The organism is Ancylobacter mangrovi, from assembly GCF_024752335.1.
GTDB lineage: Bacteria > Pseudomonadota > Alphaproteobacteria > Rhizobiales > Xanthobacteraceae > Ancylobacter > Ancylobacter mangrovi.
Map to the genome: position 1 here is coordinate 1 of NZ_JANTHY010000013.1, position 26,911 is coordinate 26,911.

Annotated in this window: 38 protein-coding genes and 1 tRNA gene; 37 read left to right on the plus strand and 2 right to left on the minus strand. The window is 67.2% G+C overall.

Annotated elements, in window-relative coordinates; translation table 11 throughout:
* From NVS83_RS22630 to NVS83_RS22795, 34 genes are all read left to right on the plus strand, one after another.
* The coding region (locus tag NVS83_RS22630) for an EF-Tu C-terminal domain-related protein (RefSeq protein ID WP_502550527.1) at positions 1–123 on the plus strand (123 nt) is incomplete at its 5' end.
* A gap of 113 nt (positions 124–236) precedes the next feature.
* Complete coding sequence (gene rpsJ / locus NVS83_RS22635; RefSeq protein WP_258733867.1) at positions 237–545, plus strand: 30S ribosomal protein S10; 309 nt, start codon at positions 237–239, stop codon at positions 543–545.
* Between the two features lie 22 nt (positions 546–567).
* The gene (rplC, locus tag NVS83_RS22640) at positions 568–1,314 is read left to right on the plus strand and encodes a 50S ribosomal protein L3 (RefSeq protein ID WP_258733866.1); all 747 of its coding nucleotides are present in this window, start codon (positions 568–570) and stop codon (positions 1,312–1,314) included.
* Positions 1,314–1,934, plus strand: coding sequence for a 50S ribosomal protein L4 (gene rplD / locus NVS83_RS22645; RefSeq protein WP_258733865.1), 621 nt, complete (start codon positions 1,314–1,316; stop codon positions 1,932–1,934). The genes rplC and rplD overlap by 1 nt, the downstream gene beginning before the upstream one ends.
* Positions 1,931–2,227, plus strand: a complete 297-nt coding sequence (locus tag NVS83_RS22650) for a 50S ribosomal protein L23 (protein WP_213373167.1) — start codon at positions 1,931–1,933, stop codon at positions 2,225–2,227. Before rplD ends, NVS83_RS22650 begins: the two co-directional genes overlap by 4 nt.
* Before the next feature lie 23 nt (positions 2,228–2,250).
* The gene (rplB, locus tag NVS83_RS22655; protein WP_258741523.1) at positions 2,251–3,084 is read left to right on the plus strand and encodes a 50S ribosomal protein L2; all 834 of its coding nucleotides are present in this window, start codon (positions 2,251–2,253) and stop codon (positions 3,082–3,084) included.
* A gap of 17 nt (positions 3,085–3,101) precedes the next feature.
* Positions 3,102–3,380 (plus strand): 30S ribosomal protein S19, encoded by a 279-nt coding sequence (rpsS, locus tag NVS83_RS22660; protein WP_258733863.1) that lies wholly within the window; start codon positions 3,102–3,104, stop codon positions 3,378–3,380.
* A gap of 10 nt (positions 3,381–3,390) precedes the next feature.
* Positions 3,391–3,771: a 50S ribosomal protein L22 gene (rplV, locus tag NVS83_RS22665; RefSeq protein ID WP_163073311.1), complete on the plus strand. Its 381-nt coding sequence runs from the start codon at positions 3,391–3,393 to the stop codon at positions 3,769–3,771.
* On the plus strand, positions 3,771–4,478 hold the full coding sequence (gene rpsC, locus NVS83_RS22670; RefSeq protein WP_258733861.1) for a 30S ribosomal protein S3: 708 nt from the start codon (positions 3,771–3,773) through the stop codon (positions 4,476–4,478). Before rplV ends, rpsC begins: the two co-directional genes overlap by 1 nt.
* A 30-nt stretch (positions 4,479–4,508) precedes the next feature.
* Positions 4,509–4,922: a 50S ribosomal protein L16 gene (gene rplP / locus NVS83_RS22675; RefSeq protein ID WP_258733860.1), complete on the plus strand. Its 414-nt coding sequence runs from the start codon at positions 4,509–4,511 to the stop codon at positions 4,920–4,922.
* A gap of 11 nt (positions 4,923–4,933) precedes the next feature.
* Entirely contained in the window at positions 4,934–5,143 is a 210-nt protein-coding gene (gene rpmC / locus NVS83_RS22680; protein WP_258733859.1) for a 50S ribosomal protein L29, read from the plus strand.
* A gap of 10 nt (positions 5,144–5,153) precedes the next feature.
* Positions 5,154–5,402, plus strand: a complete 249-nt coding sequence (rpsQ, locus tag NVS83_RS22685) for a 30S ribosomal protein S17 (protein ID WP_258733858.1) — start codon at positions 5,154–5,156, stop codon at positions 5,400–5,402.
* Positions 5,403–5,488: 86 nt separating this feature from the next.
* Positions 5,489–5,857: a 50S ribosomal protein L14 gene (gene rplN / locus NVS83_RS22690; RefSeq protein ID WP_258733857.1), complete on the plus strand. Its 369-nt coding sequence runs from the start codon at positions 5,489–5,491 to the stop codon at positions 5,855–5,857.
* Positions 5,857–6,174 carry a 50S ribosomal protein L24 gene (gene rplX, locus NVS83_RS22695; protein WP_258733856.1) on the plus strand — a complete coding sequence of 106 codons (318 nt, stop codon included), beginning with the start codon at positions 5,857–5,859 and terminating at the stop codon, positions 6,172–6,174. The genes rplN and rplX overlap by 1 nt, the downstream gene beginning before the upstream one ends.
* On the plus strand, positions 6,167–6,724 hold the full coding sequence (rplE, locus tag NVS83_RS22700; RefSeq protein WP_258741531.1) for a 50S ribosomal protein L5: 558 nt from the start codon (positions 6,167–6,169) through the stop codon (positions 6,722–6,724). The genes rplX and rplE overlap by 8 nt, the downstream gene beginning before the upstream one ends.
* A 57-nt stretch (positions 6,725–6,781) precedes the next feature.
* Positions 6,782–7,087, plus strand: a complete 306-nt coding sequence (gene rpsN, locus NVS83_RS22705; RefSeq protein ID WP_258733854.1) for a 30S ribosomal protein S14 — start codon at positions 6,782–6,784, stop codon at positions 7,085–7,087.
* Positions 7,088–7,099: 12 nt separating this feature from the next.
* Complete coding sequence (rpsH, locus tag NVS83_RS22710; protein WP_258733853.1) at positions 7,100–7,498, plus strand: 30S ribosomal protein S8; 399 nt, start codon at positions 7,100–7,102, stop codon at positions 7,496–7,498.
* A gap of 19 nt (positions 7,499–7,517) precedes the next feature.
* Complete coding sequence (gene rplF / locus NVS83_RS22715; protein ID WP_258733852.1) at positions 7,518–8,051, plus strand: 50S ribosomal protein L6; 534 nt, start codon at positions 7,518–7,520, stop codon at positions 8,049–8,051.
* A 12-nt stretch (positions 8,052–8,063) separates the two neighbouring features.
* Entirely contained in the window at positions 8,064–8,426 is a 363-nt protein-coding gene (gene rplR, locus NVS83_RS22720) for a 50S ribosomal protein L18 (protein WP_258733851.1), read from the plus strand.
* A gap of 43 nt (positions 8,427–8,469) precedes the next feature.
* Positions 8,470–9,021: a 30S ribosomal protein S5 gene (gene rpsE, locus NVS83_RS22725; protein ID WP_152301896.1), complete on the plus strand. Its 552-nt coding sequence runs from the start codon at positions 8,470–8,472 to the stop codon at positions 9,019–9,021.
* Between the two features lie 26 nt (positions 9,022–9,047).
* Complete coding sequence (gene rpmD, locus NVS83_RS22730) at positions 9,048–9,239, plus strand: 50S ribosomal protein L30 (protein ID WP_258741532.1); 192 nt, start codon at positions 9,048–9,050, stop codon at positions 9,237–9,239.
* A 21-nt stretch (positions 9,240–9,260) separates the two neighbouring features.
* The gene (gene rplO, locus NVS83_RS22735; RefSeq protein ID WP_258741535.1) at positions 9,261–9,749 is read left to right on the plus strand and encodes a 50S ribosomal protein L15; all 489 of its coding nucleotides are present in this window, start codon (positions 9,261–9,263) and stop codon (positions 9,747–9,749) included.
* Between the two features lie 58 nt (positions 9,750–9,807).
* Complete coding sequence (gene secY / locus NVS83_RS22740) at positions 9,808–11,139, plus strand: preprotein translocase subunit SecY (protein WP_258741536.1); 1,332 nt, start codon at positions 9,808–9,810, stop codon at positions 11,137–11,139.
* The gene (locus tag NVS83_RS22745; RefSeq protein ID WP_258733847.1) at positions 11,136–11,720 is read left to right on the plus strand and encodes an adenylate kinase; all 585 of its coding nucleotides are present in this window, start codon (positions 11,136–11,138) and stop codon (positions 11,718–11,720) included. The genes secY and NVS83_RS22745 overlap by 4 nt, the downstream gene beginning before the upstream one ends.
* Positions 11,721–11,912: 192 nt before the next feature.
* Positions 11,913–12,281 (plus strand): 30S ribosomal protein S13, encoded by a 369-nt coding sequence (gene rpsM, locus NVS83_RS22750; RefSeq protein ID WP_258733846.1) that lies wholly within the window; start codon positions 11,913–11,915, stop codon positions 12,279–12,281.
* A gap of 117 nt (positions 12,282–12,398) precedes the next feature.
* Positions 12,399–12,788, plus strand: a complete 390-nt coding sequence (rpsK, locus tag NVS83_RS22755) for a 30S ribosomal protein S11 (RefSeq protein ID WP_258733845.1) — start codon at positions 12,399–12,401, stop codon at positions 12,786–12,788.
* 120 nt (positions 12,789–12,908) lie between these two features.
* A complete protein-coding gene (locus NVS83_RS22760; protein WP_374114589.1) occupies positions 12,909–13,934 on the plus strand; it encodes a DNA-directed RNA polymerase subunit alpha in 1,026 nt (341 codons plus the stop codon).
* A 75-nt stretch (positions 13,935–14,009) separates the two neighbouring features.
* On the plus strand, positions 14,010–14,438 hold the full coding sequence (gene rplQ, locus NVS83_RS22765; RefSeq protein ID WP_258733844.1) for a 50S ribosomal protein L17: 429 nt from the start codon (positions 14,010–14,012) through the stop codon (positions 14,436–14,438).
* 161 nt (positions 14,439–14,599) lie between these two features.
* Positions 14,600–16,063 (plus strand): DegQ family serine endoprotease, encoded by a 1,464-nt coding sequence (locus NVS83_RS22770; RefSeq protein WP_258741537.1) that lies wholly within the window; start codon positions 14,600–14,602, stop codon positions 16,061–16,063.
* A gap of 7 nt (positions 16,064–16,070) precedes the next feature.
* Positions 16,071–17,384, plus strand: a complete 1,314-nt coding sequence (locus NVS83_RS22775) for a replication-associated recombination protein A (RefSeq protein WP_258741538.1) — start codon at positions 16,071–16,073, stop codon at positions 17,382–17,384.
* Positions 17,385–17,399: 15 nt separating this feature from the next.
* The gene (gene crcB / locus NVS83_RS22780; RefSeq protein WP_258741539.1) at positions 17,400–17,783 is read left to right on the plus strand and encodes a fluoride efflux transporter CrcB; all 384 of its coding nucleotides are present in this window, start codon (positions 17,400–17,402) and stop codon (positions 17,781–17,783) included.
* 48 nt (positions 17,784–17,831) lie between these two features.
* A complete protein-coding gene (locus tag NVS83_RS22785; RefSeq protein ID WP_258741540.1) occupies positions 17,832–18,920 on the plus strand; it encodes an RluA family pseudouridine synthase in 1,089 nt (362 codons plus the stop codon).
* Between the two features lie 253 nt (positions 18,921–19,173).
* On the plus strand, positions 19,174–20,595 hold the full coding sequence (locus NVS83_RS22790) for an exopolysaccharide biosynthesis polyprenyl glycosylphosphotransferase (protein WP_258741542.1): 1,422 nt from the start codon (positions 19,174–19,176) through the stop codon (positions 20,593–20,595).
* 113 nt (positions 20,596–20,708) lie between these two features.
* Positions 20,709–21,497, plus strand: coding sequence for a polysaccharide deacetylase family protein (locus NVS83_RS22795; protein ID WP_258741543.1), 789 nt, complete (start codon positions 20,709–20,711; stop codon positions 21,495–21,497).
* Between the two features lie 193 nt (positions 21,498–21,690).
* Here the strand turns inward: NVS83_RS22795 and NVS83_RS22800 are convergent.
* Positions 21,691–21,775: transfer RNA gene (locus NVS83_RS22800), tRNA-Leu, on the minus strand.
* 165 nt (positions 21,776–21,940) lie between these two features.
* Between NVS83_RS22800 and lipB the strand changes: the two genes are divergently transcribed.
* Complete coding sequence (gene lipB / locus NVS83_RS22805) at positions 21,941–22,669, plus strand: lipoyl(octanoyl) transferase LipB (RefSeq protein WP_258741544.1); 729 nt, start codon at positions 21,941–21,943, stop codon at positions 22,667–22,669.
* Here lipB and NVS83_RS22810 read toward each other — a convergent pair.
* Positions 22,666–22,959 (minus strand): acylphosphatase, encoded by a 294-nt coding sequence (locus NVS83_RS22810; protein WP_258741548.1) that lies wholly within the window; start codon positions 22,957–22,959, stop codon positions 22,666–22,668. The genes lipB and NVS83_RS22810 overlap by 4 nt on opposite strands.
* A gap of 140 nt (positions 22,960–23,099) precedes the next feature.
* Between NVS83_RS22810 and mgtE the strand changes: the two genes are divergently transcribed.
* Positions 23,100–24,497 carry a magnesium transporter gene (mgtE, locus tag NVS83_RS22815; RefSeq protein WP_258733836.1) on the plus strand — a complete coding sequence of 466 codons (1,398 nt, stop codon included), beginning with the start codon at positions 23,100–23,102 and terminating at the stop codon, positions 24,495–24,497.
* A 91-nt stretch (positions 24,498–24,588) separates the two neighbouring features.
* Positions 24,589–26,901, plus strand: coding sequence for a putative bifunctional diguanylate cyclase/phosphodiesterase (locus NVS83_RS22820; RefSeq protein WP_258741549.1), 2,313 nt, complete (start codon positions 24,589–24,591; stop codon positions 26,899–26,901).
* The last annotated feature ends 10 nt before the right edge of the window (positions 26,902–26,911 follow it).

Here is a 26,911-nt window from a genome sequence, read left to right on the forward strand (position 1 = left end):
GACAACATCTCGGTCGACGTCCATCTGATCGTTCCGATCGCGATGGAAGAGAAGCTGCGCTTCGCCATCCGCGAGGGCGGCCGCACCGTCGGTGCCGGCGTCGTCGCCGCCATCATCGAGTGATCGATTCAATCCCGGGGGGCGCCGGGTAGTCCTGCGCCCCTTTTTCGTGGAACCGGTCCCGGACCGCCGGGGCGGGTTCCAGTTTGGCGAACCCTCTGGGAGCCTTGAAGTCAATGAACGGCCAGAACATTCGGATCCGCCTCAAGGCGTTCGATCATCGTATCCTGGACGCTTCCACCCGCGAGATCGTCTCGACGGCGAAGCGTACGGGCGCCCAGGTTCGCGGTCCCATTCCGCTGCCGACGCGGATTGAGAAATTCACGGTCAATCGCGGACCGCACGTGGACAAGAAGTCCCGCGAGCAGTTCGAGATGCGGACGCACAAGCGTCTGCTGGACATAGTCGACCCGACCCCCCAGACGGTGGACGCGCTGATGAAGCTCGACCTCGCCGCGGGTGTCGACGTCGAGATCAAGCTCTGAGAGAAGGCGAGGGGACACGGCCATGCGGTCAGGCGTCATCGCCCAGAAGGTCGGAATGACCCGCATCTTTACCGATGCAGGCGAGCATATTCCGGTCACTGTGCTGAAAGTCGATAATTGCCAGGTGGTCGCCCACCGGACGCTCGACAAGAACGGATATGTCGCGGTTCAGCTTGGCGTCGGCCAGGCCAAGCCGCAGAACACGACGCGCGCCATGCGCGGGCACTTCGCGGTGGCGAAGGTCGAGCCCAAGCGCAAGCTCGCCGAGTTCCGCGTCGAGGAGGAAGGGCTGATCCCGGTCGGGGCCGAGCTGACGGCGGACCACTTCGTGGTGGGCCAGTTCGTCGACGTGACCGGCACCTCGATCGGTAAGGGCTTCGCCGGCGGCATGAAGCGCCACAATTTCGGCGGTCTTCGTGCCACCCACGGCGTGTCGATCTCGCACCGTTCGATCGGTTCTACAGGTGGTCGTCAGGACCCCGGCAAGACCTTCAAGAACAAGAAGATGCCGGGTCACCTCGGCGCCGAGACCGTCACCACGCAGAACCTCAAGGTCGTGCTGACCGATGTCGAGCGCGGTCTGATCGCGGTCGAGGGCGCGGTTCCGGGCAACAAGGGCGGTTGGATCCTGATCGCCGACGCGGTGAAGAAGAAGCTGCCGGCCGAGGCGCCGAAGCCGGGCAAGTTCCGGCTGCCGGGCGAGCAGGCGGCCGACGAGGCCCCGGCCGAAGCGCCGGTGGTCGAGGCCGCGGCCGAGGAGAACGTGTGATGGAACTCGCCGTCAAAACTCTCGACGGGGCCGAAGCCGGTTCCGTCACCCTGTCGGACGAGATCTTCGGTCTCGAGCCGCGCCAGGACATCCTGCATCGCTGCGTTGTGTGGCAGCTCTCGCGCCGCCAAGCTGGTACCCACCAGACCCTGTCGCGCTCGGACGTCAACCGCACCAAGCGCAAGATGTACAAGCAGAAGGGCACCGGCGGCGCCCGTCACGGCGCGGCTTCCGCGCCGCAGTTCCGCGGCGGCGCCAAGGCGTTCGGTCCGGTGGCCCGCAGCCATGCGAGCGATCTGCCGAAGAAGGTGCGCGCCCTGGCGCTGAAGCACGCGCTGTCCTCGAAGGCGAAGGATCAGCAGATCATCGTGCTCGACGACGCGGTGCTGAGCGAGCCGAAGACCAAGCTGCTCAAGGAGCGGCTGGCGGGTCTCGGCCTCGCCAACGCGCTCGTGGTTTCGGGTGCCGAGGTGGATGCCAATTTCGGCCTCGCCTCGCGCAATGTCACTCACCTCGACGTGCTGCCCGTGCAGGGCATCAACGTCTACGACATCCTGCGTCGTCAGACCCTGGTGCTGACGAAGGCGGCTGTCGATGCTCTGGAGGCGCGTTTCAAATGAGCCTCGATCCGCGCCATTACGACGTGATCGTGTCCCCGGTCATCACCGAGAAGGCCACGATGGCGTCCGAGCACAACAAGGTCGTCTTCAAGGTTGCGCTGTCGGCTACCAAGCCGCAGATCAAAGAGGCGGTCGAGAAGCTCTTCGACGTGAAGGTCGAGAGCGTCAACACGCTGGTCCGCAAGGGGAAGACGAAGTTCTTCAAGGGCCGCAAGGGCGTGCAGAACGACGTGAAGAAGGCGGTCGTGACCCTCGCCGAGGGCCATTCCATCGACATCACGACGGGTCTGTGAGCCGGGGATAAGGGATCGGAGACATGGCGCTCAAAACCTTCAAGCCGGTAACGCCGGGCCTTCGCCAGCTCGTCATCGTCGACCGCTCGGGCCTGTACAAGGGCAAGCCGGTCAAGACGCTGACCGAGGGCAAGTCGGAAGCCGGCGGCCGCAACAACAATGGCCGCGTGACTGTCCGCTTCCGCGGCGGCGGGCACAAGCAGGCGTACCGCCTCGTCGACTTCAAGCGCACCAAGCGCGACGTCGGCGCGACGGTGGAGCGTATCGAGTACGATCCGAACCGCACCGCCTTCATCGCCCTCATCAAGTATGACGACGGCGAGCTGTCCTACATCCTGGCCCCGCAGCGTCTCGCCGTCGGCGACCGCGTGCTGTCGTCCAAGACCGTGGACGTGAAGCCGGGCAACACGGCGCCGCTCGGCAACCTGCCGGTCGGCACGATCGTGCACAACATCGAGCTGAAGATCGGCAAGGGCGGGCAGATCGCGCGTTCGGCCGGCTCCTACGCTCAGATCGTCGGCCGCGACCAGGGTTACGTGATCCTGCGGCTGAACTCGGGCGAGCAGCGCCTGGTGCATGGCGAGTGCTGCGGCACGGTGGGTGCGGTTTCCAACCCGGACCACATGAACACCAATCTGGGCAAGGCCGGCCGCAAGCGCTGGCTGGGCCGCCGCCCGCACAACCGCGGCGTCACCATGAACCCCGTCGACCACCCGCACGGTGGCGGCGAGGGCCGTACCTCGGGCGGTCGTCATCCGGTCACCCCGTGGGGCTTCCCCACCAAGGGCAAGCGGACCCGGAAGAACAAGTCGACCACCAAGTTCATCGTGTCCAGCCGGCACGCCCGCAAGAAGTGAGCGAGGGGAACTGAACAATGTCTCGATCGGTCTGGAAAGGTCCGTTCGTCGACGGCTACCTCCTCAAGAAGGCGGAAGCCGCGCGCAGCTCGGGTCGTCACGACGTCGTCAAGATCTGGAGCCGCCGCTCCACGATCCTGCCGCAGTTCGTCGGGATCACCTTCGGCGTTTACAACGGCAACAAGCACGTCCCGGTCTCGGTGACCGAGGACATGGTGGGCCACAAGTTCGGCGAGTTCGCTCCGACCCGCACCTATTACGGGCACGCTGCGGACAAGAAAGCCAAGCGCAAGTAGAGGCAGCATCATGGGTAAGGCAGCTCGTCCGCGCGCGCTCGCGGATACGGAAGCCAAGGCGGTTGCACGCAATCTGCGCGTGAGCCCCCAGAAGCTCAACCTCGTCGCCGGCCTGATCCGGGGGAAGAAGGTCGCGACCGCGCTCGCCGACCTGCAGTTCTCCCGCAAGCGGATCGCGGGCGACGTGAAGAAGTGCCTGGAATCGGCCATCGCGAATGCCGAGAACAATCATGAGCTCGACGTCGACGATCTGATCGTCGCCGAGGCTCATGTCGGCAAGGGGCTGGTCATGAAGCGCTTCGCGGCGCGTGCCCGCGGGCGGGCCAGCCGCATCGAGAAGCCGTTCTCGCACATCACCATCGTGGTGCGTGAAGTCGAGGAGAAAGCCTGATGGGTCAGAAGGTCAACCCGGTCGGGCTGCGGCTCGGCATCAACCGTACCTGGGATTCGCGCTGGTTCGCCGGCAAGGGCGAATATGGCGAGCTGCTGCACGAGGACATCAAGATCCGCGAGATGCTGCAGAAGCTGCTGAAGCAGGCTGCGGTGTCGAAGATCGTGATCGAGCGTCCGCACAAGAAGTGCCGCGTCACCATCCACTCGGCGCGTCCGGGCGTGGTGATCGGCAAGAAGGGCGCCGACATCGACAAGCTGCGCAAGAAGGTTTCCGAGATGACCGACTCGGAAGTTTTCATCAACATCGTCGAGATCCGCAAGCCGGAGATCGACGCGCGGCTCGTCGCCGAATCGATCGCCCAGCAGCTCGAGCGCCGTGTGGCGTTCCGCCGCGCCATGAAGCGCGCCGTCCAGTCGGCGATGCGTCTCGGCGCGGAAGGCATTCGTATCAACTGCGCGGGCCGTCTCGGCGGCGCGGAGATTGCGCGTCTGGAGTGGTATCGTGAAGGGCGCGTGCCGCTTCACACCTTGCGCGCGGACGTGGATTACGGTACGGCCACGGCCTTCACGACCTACGGCACCTGCGGTGTCAAGGTCTGGATCTTCAAGGGTGAGATTCTCGAGCACGATCCGATGGCGCAGGACAAGCGCCAGGCGGATGGTGAGCCCTCGGGTGGTCGCTCCTCGCGCCGCGACGCGGCGTGAGTGGCGTAGAGAAGGAATAAGAGGCGCGACATGCTGCAACCAAAGCGCACGAAGTTCCGCAAGCAGTTCAAGGGGCGCATTCACGGCGTCGCCAAGGGCGGGACTGACCTCAACTTCGGCCAGTTCGGGCTGAAGGCCGTTGAACCGGAGCGCATCACTGCGCGCCAGATCGAAGCCGCGCGTCGCGCGATGACCCGTCACATGAAGCGTGCGGGCCGCGTGTGGATCCGCGTCTTCCCGGATGTGCCGGTTTCCTCCAAGCCGACCGAAGTGCGTATGGGTAAGGGTAAGGGCGCCCCGGACTACTGGGCCGCCAAGATCAAGCCCGGCCGCATCATGTTCGAGATCGACGGCGTCAGCCAGGACATCGCGCGCGAGGCGCTGCGCCTCGCTGCCGCGAAGCTGCCGGTCAAGACGCGCTTCGTCGAGCGGATCGCCGAGTGACGGAGGGAATGATGACCAAGGCAACCGATTTCCGGACCAAGACGGCCGACGAACTCTCCGACGAGCTTCTTTCGCTCAAGAAGGAGCAGTTCAACCTCCGGTTCCAGAAGGCGACCGGCCAGCTCGAGAACACGGCGCGGGTGCGTCAGATCCGCCGCGATGTCGCGCGGGTCAAGACGATCCAGGCGCAGAAGGCCGCTTCGGCGGCCAAGGCTAAGTGAGGAGAGGGCGATGCCAAAGCGTTTGCTGCAGGGCGTCGTGGTGAGCGACAAGCAGGACAAGACCGTGGTGGTCCGTGTCGAGCGCCGTTTCACCCATCCGCTGCTGAAGAAGACCGTTCGCCGTTCCAAGAAGTACCACGCCCATGACGAGGGAAATACGTGGAAGGAAGGCGACACGGTATGGATCGAGGAGCACCGCCCCTTGTCCAAGCTGAAGAACTGGATCGTCGTCCAGGGTGAGAAGCGGGCCGAGGTCTGAGCTTTTCCGTCGGAGCTTCCCGGAAACGGGGTTGAGGGTGCGCCGCTCTTCGGGCGAGCACCGTTTTTGCGAGAAATAGGTGCGTCATGATCCAGATGCAGACCAATCTCGACGTGGCGGACAATTCCGGTGCGCGTCGCGTCATGTGCATCAAGGTGCTTGGCGGTTCGAAGCGCAAGTACGCTCATGTCGGCGACATCATCGTGGTGTCGGTGAAGGAAGCGATTCCGCGCGGCCGCGTGAAGAAGGGCGATGTGATGAAGGCGGTCGTGGTGCGCACCGCCAAGGACATCCATCGCGTCGACGGTTCGGTGATCCGCTTCGACCGCAATGCGGCGGTGCTGATCAACAACAACAAGGAGCCGGTCGGCACGCGTATCTTCGGACCGGTTCCGCGCGAGCTGCGCGCGAAGAACCACATGAAGATCATTTCGCTGGCGCCGGAGGTGCTGTGATGGCCGCCAAGATCAAGAAGGGCGACAAGGTCGTCGTCCTCGCCGGCCGCGACAAAGGCCGCACCGGCGAGGTCATCCAGGTTCTTCCCAAGGACAACGTCGCCAAGGTGCGCGGCGTGAACATGGTGAAGCGCCACCAGCGGCAGAGCGCGAACCAGGAAGGCGGGATCATCTCCAAGGAGGGTCCCATCCACCTGTCGAACATCGCGCACGCCGATCCGAAGGACGGCAAGCCGACCCGCGTCGGGTTCCTTGTGCAGGCGGACGGCACCAAGGTGCGCGTCGCCAAGCGCTCGGGGGAGAAGATCGATGGCTGAGACGAGCTACACCCCGCGGATGAAGTCCCACTACGAGGACGTCATCCGCAAGCAGATGGTCGAGCAGTTCGGCTACAAGAATGCCATGGAAGTCCCCTCGATCGAGAAGATCGTGATCAACATGGGCGTCGGCGAGGCGACCGCGGACTCCAAGAAGGTGCAGACCGCTGCGGCGGATCTGGCGCTGATCTCCGGCCAGAAGCCGGTGATCACCCGCGCCCGCAAGGCGGTGTCGAACTTCCGCCTGCGCGAGAATCAGCCGGTCGGCACCAAGGTCACGCTGCGCAAGGTGCGCATGTACGAGTTCGTCGATCGGCTCGTGAACATCGCCCTGCCGCGCGTTCGCGACTTCCGTGGGCTGAACCCCAAGAGCTTCGATGGCCACGGCAACTACGCCATGGGCATCAAGGAGCACATCGTGTTCCCCGAGATCAACTACGACAAGGTTGATCAGATGTGGGGCATGGACATCATCGTCTGCACGACGGCGAAGACGGACGAGGAAGCGCGCGCGCTTCTGAAGGCCTTCAACTTCCCGTTCCGTCAGTAAGCATCCCCTTCCGGCCGTGGGGCCAGGCCCCAAACGCGGAGACTAGGAGCAGAGCATATGGCGAAGAAGAGCGCGGTCGAGAAGAACGAGCATCGTCGCAAGCTGGTGAAGAACTATGCCGGCAAGCGGGCTCGTCTCAAGGCCCTGGTTAATGACAAGGAGCTGCCGATCGAGGAGCGTTTCGCCGCGGTCCTCAAGCTGGCGGAGCTCCCGCGCAATTCGGCGAAGGTGCGCATCCGCAACCGGTGCGAAGTCACCGGGCGCCCGCGTGCCTATTACCGCAAGCTGAAGATGAGCCGTATCGCGCTGCGCGAACTCGGTTCGCTGGGCCAGGTGCCCGGCCTCGTCAAGTCGAGCTGGTGAGGAGGCCGGTCCATGTCCACGACTGATCCGATCGGCGATCTGATCACCCGCATCCGCAATGCGCAGATGCGGCGCAAGGAGAAGATCTCCACCCCCGGTTCGCGCCTGCGTGCGAGCGTGCTCGAAGTGCTGACCGCCGAAGGCTTCATCCGCGGCTATTCCGCCTCGGAGCCGGTCAACGGCCGCAGCGAGTTCGAGATCGAGCTCAAGTACTATGACGGGGAACCGGTGATCCGCGAGATCGCCCGCGTTTCCAAGCCCGGCCGGCGGGTCTATTCGTCGGTCAAGACCCTTCCGCGCGTCGCCAACGGTCTCGGCGTCGCTGTCGTCTCCACGCCCCAGGGCGTGATGGCGGACCACGAAGCCCGCGAGAAGAACGTGGGCGGCGAGGTCCTCTTCACGGTCTTCTGACCTGGAGGGAGAGAGAGCAATGTCCAAGATCGGCAAAGCGCCCATCGAGATTCCCGCCGGCGTCACCGCTTCGGTCGACGGCCAGACGGTCAAGGTGAAGGGCCCCAAGGGCGCCCTGGAAGTGAACGTGGTCGACGAGATCGGCGTGAAGATGGAGAACGGGGCGATCCTGTTCTCGCTTCGTGGCGAGACCAACCGCCACAAGTCCATGTGGGGCCTGTCGCGCACCCTCGTCGCCAATCTGGTCGAGGGTGTCACGAAGGGCTTCGAGAAGAAGCTCGAGATCAACGGCGTCGGCTATCGCGCCGCGGTGCAGGGCAAGTCCCTGAACCTGGCGCTCGGCTTCAGCCACGACGTGAACTATCCGATCCCGGAAGGGATCCAGATCGTCACGCCGCGGCCGACGGAGATCATCGTGTCCGGCATCGACCGCCAGAAGGTCGGTCAGGTTGCCGCCGAGATCCGCAAGTACCGTGGCCCCGAGCCCTACAAGGGCAAGGGCGTCAAGTACGCCGACGAGTTCATCTTCCGCAAGGAAGGCAAGAAGAAGTAACGGATTCGAACCATGGCCCAGTACAAGGACGCTACCGAGCGCCGCAAGGCGCGTGTCCGTCGTGCTCTTCGCACGACGGCGAACGGGCGGCCGCGCCTCTCGGTGCATCGCTCGTCGAAGCACATCTACGCGCAGGTCATCGACGATGCGCGCGGCGTGACGATCGCCGCCGCCTCGTCGCTTGAGAAGACCCTGCGGGAGAGCCTGAAGACCGGCGCGGACGTCGCCGCGGCGCAGGCGATCGGCAAGCTCGTGGCGGAACGCGCCGTCGCAGCCGGTGTGAAGGACGTGGTCTTCGACCGCGGCGCCTTCATCTATCACGGCCGCGTCAAGGCGCTCGCCGATGCCGCCCGCGAGGGCGGTCTCAACTTCTGAGATCACGAGCGGGATCCCCCCGCAGAACGACGAGGATAAGATCATGGCTCGTGAACGTGAGCGTGAACGCGAGGATCGCGACAACACGTTCGTGGACAAGCTGGTCCACATCAACCGTGTCGCGAAGGTTGTGAAGGGTGGCCGTCGCTTCGGCTTCGCTGCCCTGGTGGTGGTCGGCGACCAGAAGGGCCGCGTCGGCTTCGGCCACGGCAAGGCCCGCGAGGTGCCGGAGGCGATCCGCAAGGCGACGGAAGCCGCCAAGCGCGCGCTGATCCGCGTGCCGCTGCGCGAGGGCCGGACCCTGCACCATGACGTGCATGGCCATCACGGCGCCGGCAAGGTGATCCTGCGCGCGGCTCCGGCCGGTACGGGCATCATCGCGGGCGGCCCGATGCGCGCCGTCTTCGAGACGCTCGGCATGCAGGACGTGGTGGCGAAGTCGTTCGGCTCGTCCAACCCGTACAACATGGTGCGCGCCACCTTCGACGCGCTGAAGAACCAGGACAGCCCGCGCCTCGTGGCCGCGCGCCGCAGCCTGAAGGTGTCGCAGCTTCAGTCCCGCCGCCGCGTCGACGACGCCGAAGCGACCGACTGACGCCCTGAGAGGTAGTGGAGCTTATCATGGCGAACAGCAGCAAGACGGTCACGGTCGAGCAGATCGGCAGCCCGATCCGCCGCCCCCAGGAGCAGCGGGCGACGCTCGTCGGTCTCGGCCTCAACAAGCTTGGGCGTCGCTCGACGCTCGAAGACACCCCGGCCGTGCGTGGCATGATCCAGAAGGTCCGCCACCTCGTCCGCGTCGTCGAAGCCTGACGGCGCCGAAGGAGACTGGCGATGAGCCTCAACGAGATCAAGGACAATGACGGCGCGCGCAAGAAGCGCATGCGCGTCGGCCGCGGCATCGGCTCCGGCAAGGGCAAGACCGGCGGGCGTGGCGTGAAGGGTCAGACCTCGCGCACCGGCGTCGCGATCAAGGGCTTCGAGGGCGGCCAGATGCCGATCCATCGTCGCCTGCCCAAGCGCGGCTTCAACAACATCTTCGCGCTGGACTGGAACGAGGTTTCCCTCGGCCGCATCCAGACCGCGATCGATGCGGGCAAGCTGGACGCCGCTACGGCGGTCACCCAGGCGGCTCTGGTCGAGGCGGGCGTGCTGCGCCGCGCCAAGGCGGGCGTGCGGGTGCTCGGCGGCGGCGAGCTGAAGGCGAAGGTGACGCTCGAGGTCGCCCACGCCACGAAGTCGGCGGTCGAAGCGATCGAGAAGGCCGGCGGCACTGTGACGCTGCTCGCGTCCAAGGCCAAGGCTGGTGAAACGGCGGCCTGACGCTTAAGTCAGGCCTACCTACAAAGTCCTTCAGGGCACAGCGAGGGAGCGAAGCCTCATGGCCTCGGCAGCGGAACAGCTCGCGTCGAACCTCAATTTCGGTGCTCTCGCGAAGGCCGAAGAACTGAAGAAGCGCATCTGGTTTACGCTGGGTGCGCTTCTCGTCTATCGGCTCGGCACCTACATTCCGATGCCCGGCATCAACCCGGATGCGCTTGCGGACGTGTTCAACACCGCGCAGCAGGGCATCATCGGCCTGTTCAACATGTTCTCGGGCGGCGCGGTCTCGCGCATGGCGATCTTCGCCCTGAACATCATGCCGTACATCTCCGCGTCGATCATCATCCAGCTGCTGACCACCGTCTCCCCGACGCTGGAGGCGCTGAAGAAGGAAGGCGAGGCGGGCCGCAAGACCATCAACCAGTACACGCGCTACCTGACGGTGGTGCTGGCCGTGTTCCAGTCCTACGGCATCGCCGTCGGGCTCGAGGGCTCGGGCTCGGTGGTCTCGGATCCCGGCTGGTTCTTCCGCATCTCGACCGTGATCACGCTGACCGGCGGCACCATGTTCCTGATGTGGCTGGGCGAGCAGATCACCTCGCGCGGCATCGGCAACGGCATCTCGCTGATCATCTTCGCCGGCATCGTCGCGGAGCTGCCTTCGGCGACCGCCAACACGCTGGAACTCGGCCGCCAGGGCGCCCTGTCCACCGGCATCATCCTCGCCGTGATCCTGATGGTCGTGGCGGTGATCATGTTCATCGTGTTCATGGAGCGCGCCCAGCGCCGGCTGCTGATCCAGTATCCAAAACGCCAGGTGGGCAACAAGGTCTATGACGGCCAGTCGTCGCACCTGCCGCTGAAGCTGAACACCTCGGGCGTCATCCCGCCGATCTTCGCCTCCTCGCTGCTGCTGATCCCGACCACGGTCGCCAGCTTCATGCAGGGCCGCGGGCCGGAATGGCTGACCACGGTCACCGCGCTGATCGGGCATGGCCAGCCGCTGTTCATGCTGCTCTACGTGGCGCTGATCGTGTTCTTCTGCTTCTTCTACACCGCGATCGTCTTCAATCCGACGGAGACGGCGGACAACCTCAAGAAGCATGGCGGCTTCATCCCCGGTATCCGTCCGGGTGAGCGCACGGCCGAGTATATCGACTATGTGCTGACTCGCATCACCGTCATCGGTGCGGCTTACCTAGCGGTCGTCTGCCTGTTCCCCGAGATACTGATCTCGTATGCTGCGGTTCCGTTCTACTTCGGGGGCACGTCGCTGCTGATCGTGGTGAGCGTGACCATGGACACGGTTGCGCAGGTCCAGGGGCACTTGCTGGCGCATCAGTATGAAGGGCTGGTCAAGAAGGCCAAGCTCAGGGGGAAGCGTCGATGAGGCTGATTCTTCTTGGTCCGCCGGGTGCGGGCAAGGGAACTCAGGCGCAGCGTCTGGTCGCACGGCACGGCATCGTGCAGCTCTCGACCGGTGACATGCTGCGCGAGGCGGTGCGTAACGGAACGCCCGTCGGCCTGCGTGCCAAGGAAGTGATGGACGCGGGCAAGCTCGTGTCGGACGACATCGTGATCGACATCGTCGCCGATCGTATCGAGCAGCCGGACGCCGCCAAGGGCTTCATCCTCGACGGTTTCCCGCGCACGGTCGCCCAGGCCAAGGCGCTGGACGACATGCTCGCCGCCAAGGGCCTGAAGCTCGACGCGGTGATCGAGTTCAAGGTTGACCAGGCGAAGCTTGTCGACCGCATCCTGCAGCGCGCCCGCGAGGCCACCGAGCGTGGCGAACCGGTGCGCCGGGACGACGACCCGGAAATCTTCAAGACCCGGCTCGAGGCGTTCAACCGCGACACCGCGGTCGTGGCGCCTTATTACGCCGAGCGCGGGCTCCTGGTGGCCGTCGACGGCATGAAGCCGATCGGCGAGGTGGAGCAGGCGATCTCGGAGATTCTCGAGGCCGTCTGACCGAATTGGTCGCGCGGGCTTGACAGGGCGCCAGAATCGCTCTATGTGCCGCGCTTCACTTAGAAAGGGCGTCGCGGGCCGACATCACGCGGTGATGTCGCGCGGCGCCTTGCGCATCCTCGCATGAGCCGGCCTCCACCGGACGCGAGGTGAGGTAAACCTCCGGCTTGCCGGACGACATGGAGACGGCCAGTGGCCCGTATCGCAGGCGTCAATATCCCGACCAACAAGCGCGTCGTCATCGCGCTTCAGTACATTCACGGCATCGGCGCGAAGAACGCGTCGGAGATCGTGGAGAAGGTCGGCATCCCGGCCGAGCGCCGCGTAAATCAGCTCACCGATCAGGAAGTGCTCCAGATCCGCGAGACCATCGACCGCGATTACATCGTTGAGGGCGACCTTCGCCGCGAAGTGTCGATGAACATCAAGCGCCTGATGGACCTCGGCTGCTACCGTGGCCTGCGCCATCGCCGTGGTCTGCCGGTGCGCGGCCAGCGCACGCACACCAATGCACGTACCCGCAAGGGTCCGGCCAAGCCGATCGCCGGCAAGAAGAAGTGAGGAGGCGGGCTTTGGCCCGCTTTTGCACGCCGGCGGCATGAGCGGCCGGTTTCGACATTCAAGACTATTGTCCCGAGCGCCTGGAATGACGGGCGCGCCTGAAGGATCGAAGATCAAATGGCTAAGGAAGCTGCCCGCATCAAGCGTCGCGAGCGGAAGAACATCGCGTCGGGCGTCGCGCATGTGAATGCGTCGTTCAACAACACCATGATCACCATCACCGACGCGCAGGGCAACACCATTGCCTGGTCCTCGGCGGGTGCCATGGGCTTCAAGGGCTCGCGCAAGTCGACCCCCTACGCGGCGCAGGTCGCGGCCGAGGATTGCGCGCGCAAGGCCGCCGAGCACGGCATGCGCACCATCGAGGTCGAGGTTTCCGGCCCGGGTTCGGGACGCGAGTCGGCGCTGCGCGCCTTCCAGGCCGCGGGCTACACGGTGACGTCGATCCGCGACGTGACGCCGATCCCGCACAATGGCTGCCGCCCGCGCAAGCGTCGGCGCGTCTGATTTTTAGCTAGGCCGGGCGGCGCTTTCACGCGCCGCCGGGCACGCCGCGTTTGGCATTCCCTCCCGGCCCGGCCGGGGGCGCGTCCCGGAGGTTTCGTCCGGGGGCCGTCGAAAGCAAGGGTGACGCAAGTGATTCAGAAGAACTGGCAAGAGCTGATCAAGCCCGAGAAGCTCGAGGTTTCGGTCGGCGGCGATGCGAAGCGCTTCGCGACGGTTGTCGCCGAGCCGCTCGAGCGTGGATTCGGCCAGACGCTCGGCAATGCGCTGCGTCGCATCCTGCTGTCCTCGCTCCAGGGCGCGGCGGTGACGTCGGTGCATATCGACGGCGTGCTGCACGAGTTCTCGTCGATCCCCGGCGTGCGTGAGGATGTGACGGACATCGTCCTGAACATCAAGGACATCGCCATCAAGATGGTCGGCGACAGTGCCAAGCGCATGGTCGTCAAGAAGCAGGGTCCGGGCATCGTCACCGCCGGCGACATCCAGACCGTCGGCGACATCCAGGTGCTGAACCCCGAGCTCGTGCTGTGCACGCTCGATGACGGTGCCGAGATCCGCATGGAGTTCACGGTCGACACCGGCAAGGGCTACGTCGCCGCCGACCGCAACCGTCCCGAGGACGCGCCGATCGGCCTGATCCCGGTCGACAGCCTCTACTCGCCGGTCAAGAAGGTCTCCTACAAGGTCGAGAACACCCGCGAGGGCCAGATCCTCGACTTCGACAAGCTGACCATGACCATCGAGACCAACGGCTCGATCGGTCCCGAGGACGCGCTGGCCTATGCCGCGCGCATCCTGCAGGACCAGCTTGAGATCTTCGTGAATTTCGAGGAGCCCAAGCGCGAGGCCGAGAGCCCGGCCATGCAGGAGCTGCCCTTCAATCCGGCGCTGCTGAAGAAGGTCGACGAGCTCGAGCTGTCGGTTCGTTCGGCGAACTGCCTGAAGAACGACAACATCGTCTATATCGGCGACCTGATCCAGAAGACCGAGGCGGAGATGCTCCGGACCCCGAACTTCGGCCGCAAGTCGCTGAACGAGATCAAGGAAGTTCTCGCCAGCATGGGCCTGCACCTCGGCATGGAAGTGCCGGGCTGGCCGCCGGAGAACATCGAGGATCTCGCCAAGCGGTTCGAAGATCACTACTGAGCACTGAACGCGGCGTTCGAGCCGTCACATCCATTACCCGGCTCGAAGGCCGTCGCACCTTAGGATTTAGTCGTCATGAACCACGGCAAGGCATATCGCCGGTTCAACCGGACCGCTGAGCACCGCAAGGCCATGTTCGCCAACATGGCGCAGGCGCTCATCACCCATGAGCAGATTATCACCACGCTGCCGAAGGCGAAGGACCTTCGCCCGGTGGTCGAGAAGCTGATCACCCTCGGCAAGCGTGGCGGGCTGCATGCGCGCCGCCAGGCGATCGCCGAGGTGCGCGACGTCGCCGTCGTGCGCAAGCTTTTCGACGTCATCGGCCCGCGCTACAAGGAGCGCAACGGCGGCTACACCCGCATCATCAAGGCCGGCTTCCGGCACGGTGATTCGGCCCCGATCGCGGTGATCGAGCTGGTCGACCGCGACGAGAGCGCCAAGGGCGCCGCCGACCTCGCCCGTCACGAGGCGTCGAAGACCGAAGAATCCGCCGCCGCCTGACACCGGGCGACGCAACGGCATGACGAAGGGGCGGCCTTGGCTGCCCCTTTTTGTTTGCGCCGGGGCGGGGCGCATGGCTCGCCTACGGGCAGGCGCGGAAGTGGAGCCGTGACTGCCCTCGACCCTTTTTCCGCCAAGGAGCCAAGGCTATATCTGGGGCCATGAACCGTTTTGCCAGCTTCCTCACCGCCGCCCTTCTCCTGATCGCGCCCGCCGCGGCGCAGGCCCCCAGCCCGGCAACGCCGCCCACGCCGATGCCGATGGCGACGCCCGGGCAGACGCGGGTGCCGACCTCGCGGGCGGAGATCGCGCTCAGCTTCGCGCCCGTGGTGGCGCGCACCGCGCCTGCCATCGTCAACGTCTACGCGATGCGGGCGGTCCGCCAGCGCCGGGGCATGTCGCTGCTCGACGACCCGTTCTTCCGGCGCTTCTTCGGCGCCCCCTCGGGCCCGGGCTTCGGCGGGCCGAGCGAGCGCATCCAGCGCGCCCTCGGTTCGGGCGTGATCGTCGACCCCTCGGGTCTGGTGGTCACCAACAACCACGTCATCGACGGCGCCGACGAGGTGCGGGTGTCGCTGGCCGACAAGCGCGAATATGACGCCGACATCCTGCTGCGCGATCCGCGCACGGATCTGGCGATTCTGAAGCTTAAGGGCGGCAAGGGCGACTTCCCCTCCGCCGAGCTCGGCTCGTCCGACGACCTCCAGGTCGGCGACATCGTGCTCGCCATCGGCAACCCGTTCGGCGTCGGCCAGACGGTGACGCAGGGCATCGTCTCTGCGCTCGCGCGCACCCAGGTGGGCATCACCGACTACCAGTTCTTCATCCAGACCGATGCGGCCATCAATCCCGGCAATTCGGGCGGCGCGCTGGTGGATACGGCGGGGCGCGTCATCGGCATCAACACGGCGATCTTCTCGCGCTCGGGCGGCTCGCAGGGCATCGGCTTCGCGATTCCCGCCGACATGGTGCGCGTGGTGCTGCAATCGGTGCTGAGCGGCGGCAAGTCGGTGCGCCGCCCCTGGCTCGGCGCCCAGCTCCAGCGCGTGACGCCGGACATCGCCGAGGGGCTGGACCTGTCGCGCCCGGTCGGTTCGCTGGTGCAGAGCGTGGTGCCCGGCAGCCCCGCAGCGCTCGGCGGGCTGAAGGTCGGCGACCTCATCACCGGCATCGCCGGGCAGGAGACCGACGACCCGGACGCCTTCGGCTATCGCTTCGCCACCCGTCCGCTGGGCGGCAAGGTGGAGGTGGCCGTGGTGCGGCAGGGCAAGAAGATGGAGCTCTCGCTCCCGCTCGAGGCCGCGCCCGAGACCGTGCCGCGCGAGGAGCGCGTGCTTGACGGCCGCTCGCCGCTCGCCGGCGCCACCGTGGTGAACCTGTCGCCGGCCGTGGCGGAGGAACTGCGCACGGTCGAGCCGGACAAGGGCGTGGTGGTAACCGCCGTCGCCGACGGCTCGCCGGCGGACCTCACCAATCTGAAGGTCGGCGACGTGCTGGTCGAGGTGAATGGCGAGCGCATCGAGCGCACCGCCGATCTGGTGCGCGCCACCGCCTCGCCCTCGCGGGTGTGGCGCATTACGCTGCAGCGCGGCGGGCGCACGCTCACCGCCATGCTTCCGGGATGAGGCTTCCTTGGCTGACGACCTCTTTGCCAGCGCCGGGCTCGAAACCACCGCGCCGCGGCCGCTGGCCGACCGGCTACGGCCGCGTCAGCTCTCCGAGGTGGTCGGGCAGGAGCACCTGACCGGCCCGGACGGCATCCTCACCCGCATGATCGAGAGCCATTCGCTGGGCTCGCTCATCTTCTGGGGACCGCCCGGTACGGGCAAGACGACCGTCGCCCGGCTGCTCGCGCATTCGACCGATCTCGACTTCGAGCAGGTCTCGGCCATCTTCACCGGCGTCGCCGACCTGAAGAAGGTGTTCGAGGCGGCGCGCGGGCGCCGCGCGCTCGGCCGGGGCACGCTGCTATTCGTCGACGAGATCCACCGCTTCAACCGCGCCCAGCAGGACAGCTTCCTGCCGGTGATGGAGGACGGCACCGTCACGCTGGTCGGCGCCACCACCGAGAACCCGTCCTTCGAGCTCAACGCGGCCCTGCTGTCGCGCGCCCGCGTGCTCACCTTCCGCGCCCTTGACGAGGAGGCGATCGACCGGCTGCTCGGCCGGGCCGAGGAGCTTGAGGGCCGCCCGCTGCCGCTCGACACGGACGCGCGGGCGGTGCTGGTGCGGATGGCGGATGGCGACGGGCGGGCGGCGCTGACGCTGGCCGAGGAGGCCTGGCGCGCCGCGCGACCGGGCGAGGTGTTCGACGGCGCCAAGCTGCAGGAGATCGTGCAGCGCCGCGCCCCGATCTACGACAAGAGCGAGGACGGGCACTACAACCTCATCTCGGCGCTGCACAAGTCGGTGCGCGGGTCGGACCCGGACGCGGCGCTGTACTGGCTGGCGCGCATGATCGACGCTGGCGAGAATCCGCTCTTCCTGGCCCGCCGGCTGGTGCGGATGGCGTCCGAGGATATCGGCAACGCCGACCCGCAGGCGCTGGTCGTCGCCAATGCGGCGAAGGACACCTACGATTTTCTCGGTTCGCCCGAGGGCGAGCTCGCGCTGGCGCAGGCGGCGGTCTATCTGGCAACCGCGCCGAAATCGAACGCCGTATACACCGCCTGGAAGCAGGCGCTGAGGGTGGCGAAGGAGGGCGGGTCTCTGGTGCCGCCCAAGCACATCCTAAACGCGCCGACCAAGCTGATGCGGCAGGAAGGCTATGGCTCGGGCTACGACTATGACCACGACGCGCCCGACGCGTTCTCCGGGCAGAACTATTTTCCCGACAAGCTGGGCCGCCAGCACTTCTACGAGCCGGTCGAGCGCGGCTTCGAGCGCGAGATCCGCAAGCGCCTCGACTACTGGGCCCGCTTGCGCGCGGAGCGGCAGCAGAGGTAAGGGGAAGCCATGACGATGAGCGGTCTGTTCCTTATCTTCCTTGGCGCGGGGATCGGCGGCGTGCTGAGAAACGCCGTGGGCATGGCGAGCATGCGCATGTTCGGCACGGCCTTTCCGTTCGGGACCTTCCTCGTCAACGTGGTGGGCAGCTTCATCATCGGCTGCGCCGCCGGCTGGCTGACCATGCGGGTCGAGCACATGTGGGCCGGCCATGCCCGCTTCTTCGTCGTCACCGGCCTGCTGGGCGGGTTCACGACCTTCTCCTCCTTCTCTCTCGACGCCGCCATTCTCGCCGAGCGCGGCGAGGTGTGGCTGGCGGCGCTCTATGTCGGTGGATCGGTCATCGTCTCGCTGGCCGCCGTGTTCGGCGGGCTGGCGCTGGTGCGCGCGGTCGCGTGACGCGGGGCCTCGTCTCGGCTATGTGCTGGGGCGAGGAGAACACACACGATGGCCGTCGTCACACGACACGTCGACAGCGATGAAGAGGGCATGCGCCTCGACCGCTGGTTCAAGACGCATTTCCCTGACCTGTCCTTCGGACATCTGCAGAAGCTGCTGCGCAGCGGGCAGGTGCGCGTCGATGGCGGCCGGGTGAAGACCAATACCCGGCTTTCCGCCAGCCAGGCCATCCGCATTCCCCCGCTGGAGGAGAAGGCGCAGCTCTCGGCGGCGGATTATCTCGACGCGCAGGAGCATGCGGAGGCGGGCACGGCGCCCGGCGTGCGTCCCCCCCGGCCATCGTCGCCCGCCGGGGCGATCGCGGCGCCGGCGGTGCGCCGCGCCAGCGCCGACGACAAGGACGCTACCGCGCTCAAGGCGATGACGCTCTACGAGGACCGCGACGTGCTGGTGCTCAACAAGCCCTACGGCCTCGCCGTGCAGGGCGGCTCGGGCACCTATCGCCACGTCGACGGCATGCTGGAGGCGCTGCGCCGCGAGGACGGGCAGAAGCCGCGCCTGGTCCACCGCATCGACAAGGACACGTCGGGAATCCTGCTGGTGGCGAAGAGCCGGCTGGCGGCTTCGACGCTGGCCAAGACCTTCCGCTCGCGTTCCGCCCGGAAGGTCTACTGGGCGCTGGTCCCGGGCGTTCCCCGGCCGGCGCAGGGGCGCATCTCCACCTATCTCGCCAAGGACGACGCGGCCGAGAAAATGCGGGTCGCGCGGCACGGCGACGATGAGGCGAGCCACGCCATCTCCTATTACGCCGTGGTGGACCACGCCGCGCAGAAGATGTCCTGGCTGTCGCTGAAGCCGGTGACGGGGCGCACCCACCAGCTGCGCGCCCACGCCGCCCATATCGGCCACCCGATCGTCGGCGATCCGAAATATTTCGACATCGAGAACTGGCCGCTGCCGGGCGGGCTTCAGAACCGGCTGCACCTGCTGGCGCGCCGGCTGGTGATCCCCCATCCGCGTGGCGACCGGATGATCGACGTCTCCGCGCCGCTGCCCCCGCACATGCAGCAGAGCTGGAACGTGCTAGGCTTCGATGCCTCCCATTACGACCCCATCGTCGAGGCGCCCGAAAGCTGATCGGGTCGACAGCCGTTCTGGCAGCGACTATTACCTTTGGAGTATAGGAGTATCGTGGCGGTACGCCTTTCGGATTCGCTCATTGCATGAGGGAATCCGGAAGCCGGCCTGCCGCGGAAATGGCGGCCGGCCGCCATTTACCAAGCGCGCGCCGTGAATGTATTCGCCTGTCGGGTGGTCTTCGGGATCGGAATGCGCCTTGGGTCACGGGATACGCCGGCAGCAACGGGACGAGCGTGGGGGATGGTCGTCCGTGAGCGAATTGAGCGTCTTTGATGTTCCGGACCGGAAACAGGCAGCCGGCCGCCTCGCCAACGTAGCGCGGCTGGAGCGCTACCGGCACGTTATCCGCTGCGGGCTGATGGTCGGCGCGGCCGCTGTCGATCTCGCCGCCATCGGCGGGGCGGGCGTGCTCAGCGCCTTCCTGCGGTTCTCCGATGTGAGCGCGGGAAGCTGGGTGCAGTCGCTCGTCCTGCTGTCGCCCTCCTACCTCGTCATGGCGCTGGCGCTGCGCGCCTATTCGATCGCGGTGCTGGGGTCGCTCGGCCGGTCGGTGCTGACCTCGTTCCTGGCGATTGTGGGCTCCTCGGCCATCACCTTCAGCATCGCCTTCGGCCTCAAGGTCGGCGAGGAGCTGTCGCGCCTGCAGACGGGCATGACGATCGTGCTGGCGATGTTCCTGATCGCCGCCTTCCGCCTCGTCGGCGTGCGGCTGATCCGCCGGACCCTGAGCTCGATCGTCGAGCCGCGCATCGTCGTGCTGACCGACGGCGAGGGGCTCGAGCGGCGCGCCGGCCACCGGATGACCTTCCTGGTCGACGTGCACAAGGCCGGCATCGTGCCGGAACTCGCCGATCCGCGCTTCTTCGACCGCCTCGGCCACGCGGTCCGCGATGCCGACCGCGTCGTGCTGGCCTTTTCCGACTCCGGCGAGAGGCTGGCCTGGACCGAGGCGATGCGCCAGACCGGTGTCGACGCCGAAGTGGTGGCGGATCTGGGCGAAGTGCGCCCGATCGCGCTCTCGCGCTGGGAGGACCACACCACGCTCGTCGTTTCGCGCGGCCCGCTCAATCTCGGCGAGCGCCTGCTCAAGCGGATGTTCGATCTTCTGGTGGCGAGCGGCATGCTGTTGGTCGCCGGCCCGGTCATCGCCGTCTGCGCGGTGCTGGTGAAGCTCGATTCGCCCGGGCCCGCCCTGTTCGTGCAGGACCGCACCGGGCGCAACAACCGCACCTATCGCTGCTTCAAGCTGCGCACCATGCGCACTGACCTCACCGACAAGCACGGCGGCATCTCGGCCTCGCGCGGCGATTCACGGATCACCCGGATCGGCGGCTTCCTGCGGCGCACGAGCCTCGACGAGCTGCCGCAGCTCTTCAACGTGCTGCTGGGCGACATGAGCCTCGTCGGCCCGCGCCCGCACGCGCTCGGCTCGCGCGCCGAGGGAGCGCTGTTCTGGGAGCTGGTGCCGGAGTACTGGAGCCGCCACGCGATGAAGCCGGGCGTGACCGGCCTCGCGCAGGTGCGCGGCCTGCGCGGCGCGACCCACTGCCGCGAGGACATCGAGCGCCGCGTCGCCGCCGATCTCGAATACATCAACGACTGGTCGCTCTGGCTCGACATCAAGATCCTGGTGATGACGGTCCGGGTCGCGGTCCACAGCAACGCCTATTGAGGCGCGGCCGGGCGCTGCCTTGGTCGCGTCGCAATCCACGCGCCATTGAAACCCGGCAGCGCCCGGACGATTGCGCCGGGCCGCCGCGTTCGCCCACCGATTTCGGGTCCATCATGCTCGGCCATTCCTGGCGCCTGCCCACTCTCGCCCTCCTCGCCGCCTGCCTGCTGCCGGGCAGCGCCTTCGCAACCGATAGCTGCGCGGGCAAGCTCGGCACCGAGCGCGTGCTCGAGGTCGATCCTCATCATCTGCAGGTCGGCACCAAGCACTTTCCCCAGACCCTCGACCTCGCCGAGGGCGAGGTGGTGCTGACCTTCGACGACGGGCCGCATCCGGGAGCGACCGAGGCGGTGCTGAAGGCGCTGGCGCAGCAATGCACCCGGGCGACCTTCTTCGTCATCGGCCGCAACGCCGCCGCCCATCCGGCACTGCTGAAGCAGATCCTCGCCGGTGGCCACACGCTCGGCTACCACAGCCAGACCCACCCCATGACGCTGGCGGACCTGCCGTTCGACAAGGCGGTGGCGGACATCGAGAAGGGCTTCGCCACGGTCGACAAGGCCGCCTATGGCAAGGCCGGCGCGCAGCCGCGGGTGCCGTTCTTCCGCTTTCCCGGCTTCGGCTCGTCACCACAGCTCCTCGCCTATCTCGACAAGCGGGGCGTCGGCGTGTTCGGCGCCGACCTGTGGGCGGGCGACTGGAACCCGATGACCGCGGACCAGCAGCTCAAGCTGCTGATGTCGAGGCTCGACCGGCAACGGCGCGGAATCATCCTGCTGCACGACACCCACCAGCAGACCGCGAAGATGATGCCGGCCTTCCTCGCCGAGCTGCACCGGAAGGGCTACCACGTCGTCCACGTCGTTCCCGCCGGCCCGGTGACGGCGACCGCCCCGCAGTGAGCGGCGCCCCCGTGCGGCGTTAACGCGCCCCCCGTGGTCGCACGGGGCAGGGCAGGGGCCGGACGCGCCGCCGGAGCCAACGGCGCACACGCGACGCCGCGACACGCGAGACCTGCGCCGCTCTGATCGTCAGATTTTCGGATGAGGGGCCCGGACAGATCTCCGGACCGGGGCCGATCCTTCAGATCGGGAATGGTGCGGTCGAGAGGACTCGAACCTCCACGGTGTTACCCACTGCCACCTCAAGGCAGCGCGTCTACCAATTCCGCCACGACCGCAAATGCCCGTTGATCCGCCGGCAAAGTGGCTACCGACGCGAGCGGGGGATCGTCTAACAGATCGAATGAGGCTCCACAAGAGCCGCCATGGGCTGTGGACAGGGCTGCGTTCGCCGCGGCTCTCGGCGGGGAGACAGCGCGGCCGCGGATGATTATGTGTGGGCCATGAAGGTGAGCGTCGTTTCCCCCTCCACCGCGCGCGATGCGCTGCCCACATCCTTCCTGCCGCTGGCGGGCAGCCCGCCCGTCGCCTGGCGCGTGGCGCCCGCGCCGGTGGCCTATGCCGAGGCGCTGGCCGAGATGGACCGGCTGGCCGAGGCGATCGCCGCCGGACGGACCGACGAGACCGTCTGGCTGCTCGAGCATCCCCCGCTCTACACCGCCGGCACCAGCGCCCGGCGCGAGGATCTGGTCGATCCCGACCGCTTTCCGGTGTTCGAGACCGGGCGCGGCGGCCAGTTCACCTATCATGGCCCCGGCCAGCGGGTGGCCTATGTCATGCTCGACCTCAAGCGCCGCGCGCCGGATGTGCGCCGCTATGTCGCCGCGCTGGAGGAATGGCTGATCCGCACGCTCGCCGCCTTCAACGTGCGCGGCGAGCGCCGGGAGGACCGGGTGGGCGTCTGGGTGCGCCATCCCACCAAGGCCGGGGAGGGCGAGGACAAGATCGCGGCGCTGGGCATACGGGTGCGACGCTGGGTGACGATGCACGGCGTCTCCCTCAACGTGGAGCCGGAGCTGGCGCATTTCGAGGGAATTGTGCCCTGCGGCGTGCGCGAGCACGGCGTCACCAGCCTAGTCGAGCTCGGCCTGCCGATGACGATGGAGGATGTCGATCTCGCCCTGCGGCGCGAGTTCGAAGTGTTGTTCGGCCCGACGCGGACCGAAGGCTAGAGCGTCGGCAGTACCGCGAAGTCGCCGGCGATGATGCCGCCCTGCGCCGGGGGCTCGCCGATCACCTCGATATTCGTCACCCGTGCGGAGGGCGGCCCGGTGCGGCAGGCCTCGACGAAGGCGGCGAGCGAATCGGGCGCGGCGTGGATCAGCGCCTCCACCGTTCCCTCGCGCCGGTTGCGCACCCAGCCGGCATGGCCCTCGCGGCGCGCCCTGTCGGCGAGCCAGGCGCGGTAGCCCACGCCCTGCACGCGCCCGTGGATGATCAGGCGGGTCGCTTGAGGTGTCATGCTGCCGGTTCTCCTGTTGCGGACCGACAACGGCGCCGGCCGGTTCGAATCTATCGCGCGCGGAACGATTTGCGTTCCCATGCGATGCTTCCTAAGAACAGCTCCATCCAGTCAGTGCGAACGTCCGGCCGGAGTGCGGCATGAGCGAAGAGACCGATCTCGCCGTCCCGCCCGCGCGCGGGACGGAACCCGAACGCGACCCGATCGAGGTGCCCGGCTTCGTCGAGGCGGTGGCCGGCGCGGTCGCGACCAGCGATGTCGGCGCGCTGCGCGAACTGGTCGCCGATCTCCACGAGAGCGACCTGGCGCGCCTGCTCGAGGCCCTTCCCGGCGAGGACCGGCCGCGCCTCGTCGAACTGCTCGGCCCGGACTTCGACTTCACCGCGCTGACCGAGCTCGACGAGACCGCGCGCCTGCAGATCCTCGAGGCGCTGTCGACCCGCACCGTGGTCGAGGGCCTGCGCGAGCTCGAATCCGACGACGCGGTCTACATCCTCGAGGACCTCGACGAGGCCGACAAGCAGCAGATCCTCGCTTATCTGCCGACGCCCGAGCGCGCGGCGCTGCAGCGCAGCCTCGACTATCCCGAGGCCAGCGCCGGCCGGCGCATGCAGACCGAGTTCATCGCGCTGCCGCCGTTCTGGACCGTCGGCCAGACGCTGGACTACATCGGCGAGACCGAAGGGCTGCCGGAGACCTTCTTCGAAGTGTTCGTGGTCGACCCGACCTACCGCCACAGCGGCTCGGTGCCGCTCGACCGGCTGATCCGCACGCGCCGGAACGTGAAGCTTGGCGAGGTCGTCACGCCGGACCGCCACGTGGTGCAGGCGACCGACGACCAGGAGGACGTCGCCCGGGTGTTCGAGCGCTACAACCTGATCTCGGCGCCGGTGGTCGACGAGGGAGGGCGCCTCGTCGGCGTGCTCACGGTCGACGACATCGTCGACGTGATCCAGGAGGAGGCCGACGAGGACCTCAAGGCGCTGGGCGGCGTCGCCGGCGACGAGGAGCTGTCGGACAGCTTCTGGTACATCGCCCGCAGCCGCTTCTCCTGGCTGCTGCTCAACCTGATCGCCGCCAACATCGCCTCCTTCGTCATCTCGCTGTTCGAGGGCGAGCTGCAGAAGATGGTGGCGCTCGCCGTGCTGATGCCGATCGTCGCCAGCCAGGGCGGCAATGCCGGCACCCAGACCATGACGGTGGCCGTGCGGGCGCTGGCGACGCGCGAGCTGAGGGCCAGCAACGCCCGGCGCATCGTCATGCGCGAGCTGCTGGTCGGGCTGTTCAACGGCGTTGTCTTCGCGGTGATCATGGCGGCGGTGGTCTTCGCCCGCTTCGGCCTGGCCGATCTCGGCTACGTCATCGGCCTCGCCATGATCATCAACCTCGTGGCGGCCGCGCTCGGCGGCATCCTCATCCCGCTTGGGCTGGACCGGCTCAAGGTCGATCCGGCGGTCTCCTCCGGTCCCTTCGTCACCACAGTGACCGACGTCGTCGGCTTCTTCGCGTTCCTGGGTATCGCTTCATTGTGGTTCTAGGACTCGCCGCTTCGTGTCTACCTCCCTATCTGATTTCAATCGGAATTAAGGAAACACGAGCTAAGCTGTTGTCGTCTTGTTGGAGGAGCGGATGAAGGCGCCCTTCGGACGCCTTCTTGGACCTCGTGCCGAAGGCGACGCGATCCGCGGCGCGGCGGGCTCGCCGCACCCGGACCTGGCGCGCGCGGGCGACCGCATGATCATCGCGGTCGCGCTGGTCATCGTCGCCGCGGTCGTCGCCATGGCCGGCTTCGCCTTCGTCGCCGCCGAACGCATCGACATGGCCTCGCGCGCTCGCTGGAGCAGCGTCGTGGTCGAGTCGCTCCAGCGCCGGGCGAGCTCGCTGCAGCGGGACCTGGCGAGCTTCGCGCACTGGGACGAATCGGTGCTGCGCACCGCCTATTTCCTCGACGTCGACTGGGTGCACGAGAATTTCGGCCACTGGCTCTACAAGACCCAGCGGCACAATCGGTCCTACATCGTGCTCGACAGCGGGGTCGCCTATGCCTCGGTCGATGGCGCGCTGACGCCGGTCGACAAGGCTCCCTTCGACGCCGACGCCATCCTGCCGCTGGTGCGCGGCGTGCAGAGCGCCTATGCCGCGCGCAGCCACGAGGCCGCCACCGCTCCCAAGATGGAGGACGGGCGCAGCCGCGAGCTGCCGCCGGTGTTCCGGGCTGGCTACATGCGCGTGGAGGGCCATCCCGCGCTGGTGGGCGCGATCAGCATCACACCGGACTACGGGCGCGTGGTGCCGCCCAGCGGCCTGCCGCCGATCGCCGTGACCGTGCTGTTCATGGATGCGAATTTCCTCGGCGACATTGTCGGGGAGCTGCACATCGTCGACCCGATCGTGACCAATCACCCGCCGGGTAGCGAACGTCAGGCGGTGGCGATTCCCTTCTACGATTCGAACCTGCCGCCGGCGTGGCTGAGCTGGATTCCGGACAATCCCGGCGCCTCGCTGATCCGGGCGCTGCTGCCCGCACTGACGGGCACCGCCGTCCTGCTGCTGGTCGCCGCCGCGATCGTGCTCTGGTTCGCGCGCCGCGCCACGCAGAACCTCGCCGCCAGCGAGGCGCTGGCCTCGCGCCTAGCCTATGTCGACCCGCTCACCGGGCTCGCCAACCGCGCCATGCTGGTGCGCACCATCGGCGAATGGCCGGCGCAGAACGCCCCCGGCGCGCGGCTCGCGATCTTCTTTCTCGACCTCGACGGCTTCAAGGACATCAACGACACGCTGGGCCACCATATCGGCGACCAGCTTCTGACCGAGATCGGCAACCGGCTGAACAGCCTGCCCATGCCGGTAGCGCTCGCCTCGCGCTTCGGCGGCGACGAGTTCGTGATCCTGGTCCCGGTCGGGGCGGACGACCACGAGATCGAGGCCATCGGCGCCGTCATCCTGGCGACGGTCCGCCAGCCGGTCGAGCTCGCCGTGCAGACGCTGGCGGTGAGCGGATCGGTCGGCGCGACCATCGTGCCCGACCACGGCACCGAGGCCAGCGAGCTGCTGCGCCTCGCCGACATCGCCGTCTACCGCGCCAAGGCGGACGGGCGGAACGCGGTGCGCCTGTTCGCGCCGAGCATGGAACGCGAGGTGGTCCGCCGCCGCGAAATGGAGCGCGAGCTGCGCCGCGCGCTCGACGAGGGCGAGCTCGCGGTGTTCTACCAGCCGCAATTCTCGGTCGACGGCGAGGCGGTGGTCGGCTTCGAGGCGCTGGTGCGCTGGTATCACCCGACCAACGGCGTCATCTCGCCCGGCGAGTTCATCTCGGTCGCGGAGCAGTCGAGCCTCATCACCGAGCTGGACATGTGGATGCTGCGCCAGGCCTGCGCCCAGTCGCGCGACTGGAACGACGTCAAGATCGCCGTCAACCTGTCGCCGGTGGATTTCCGCGCCCAGGACCTCGCGGTGCAGGTGGCGCGCATCCTGGAGGAGACCGGCTTCCCGCCGGAGCGGCTGGAGATCGAGATCACCGAGAACCTGCTGTTCGGCAACCAGCCCGAAGCATTTTCCTCGCTCTCGGCCCTGCGCAACATGGGCATCCGCATCGCGCTCGACGATTTCGGCAGCGGCTATTCCTCGCTCGGCTACATCCGCCGCTTCCGCGTCGACACGATCAAAATCGACCGCAGCTTCACGCAGAACATCGGCCGCAGCGACGACGCGGCGGCGATCATCGACTGCGTGGTGCGGCTGGCGCGCGCGCTCGCCATCACCGTCACCGCCGAGGGCGTGGAGACGCGCGAGCAGCTTCGCTACCTGCAGTCGGTCGGCTGTCATCAGGTGCAGGGGTTCCTGCTGGCGAGCCCGGTTCCGCTGTCGAGCATCGATCGGTATCTGGAACGCGCGCTCCGCCCGCTCACGCCCACGCCGCAGCGCCGCCGCGTCATCGTCTGAGCGGGAGGCA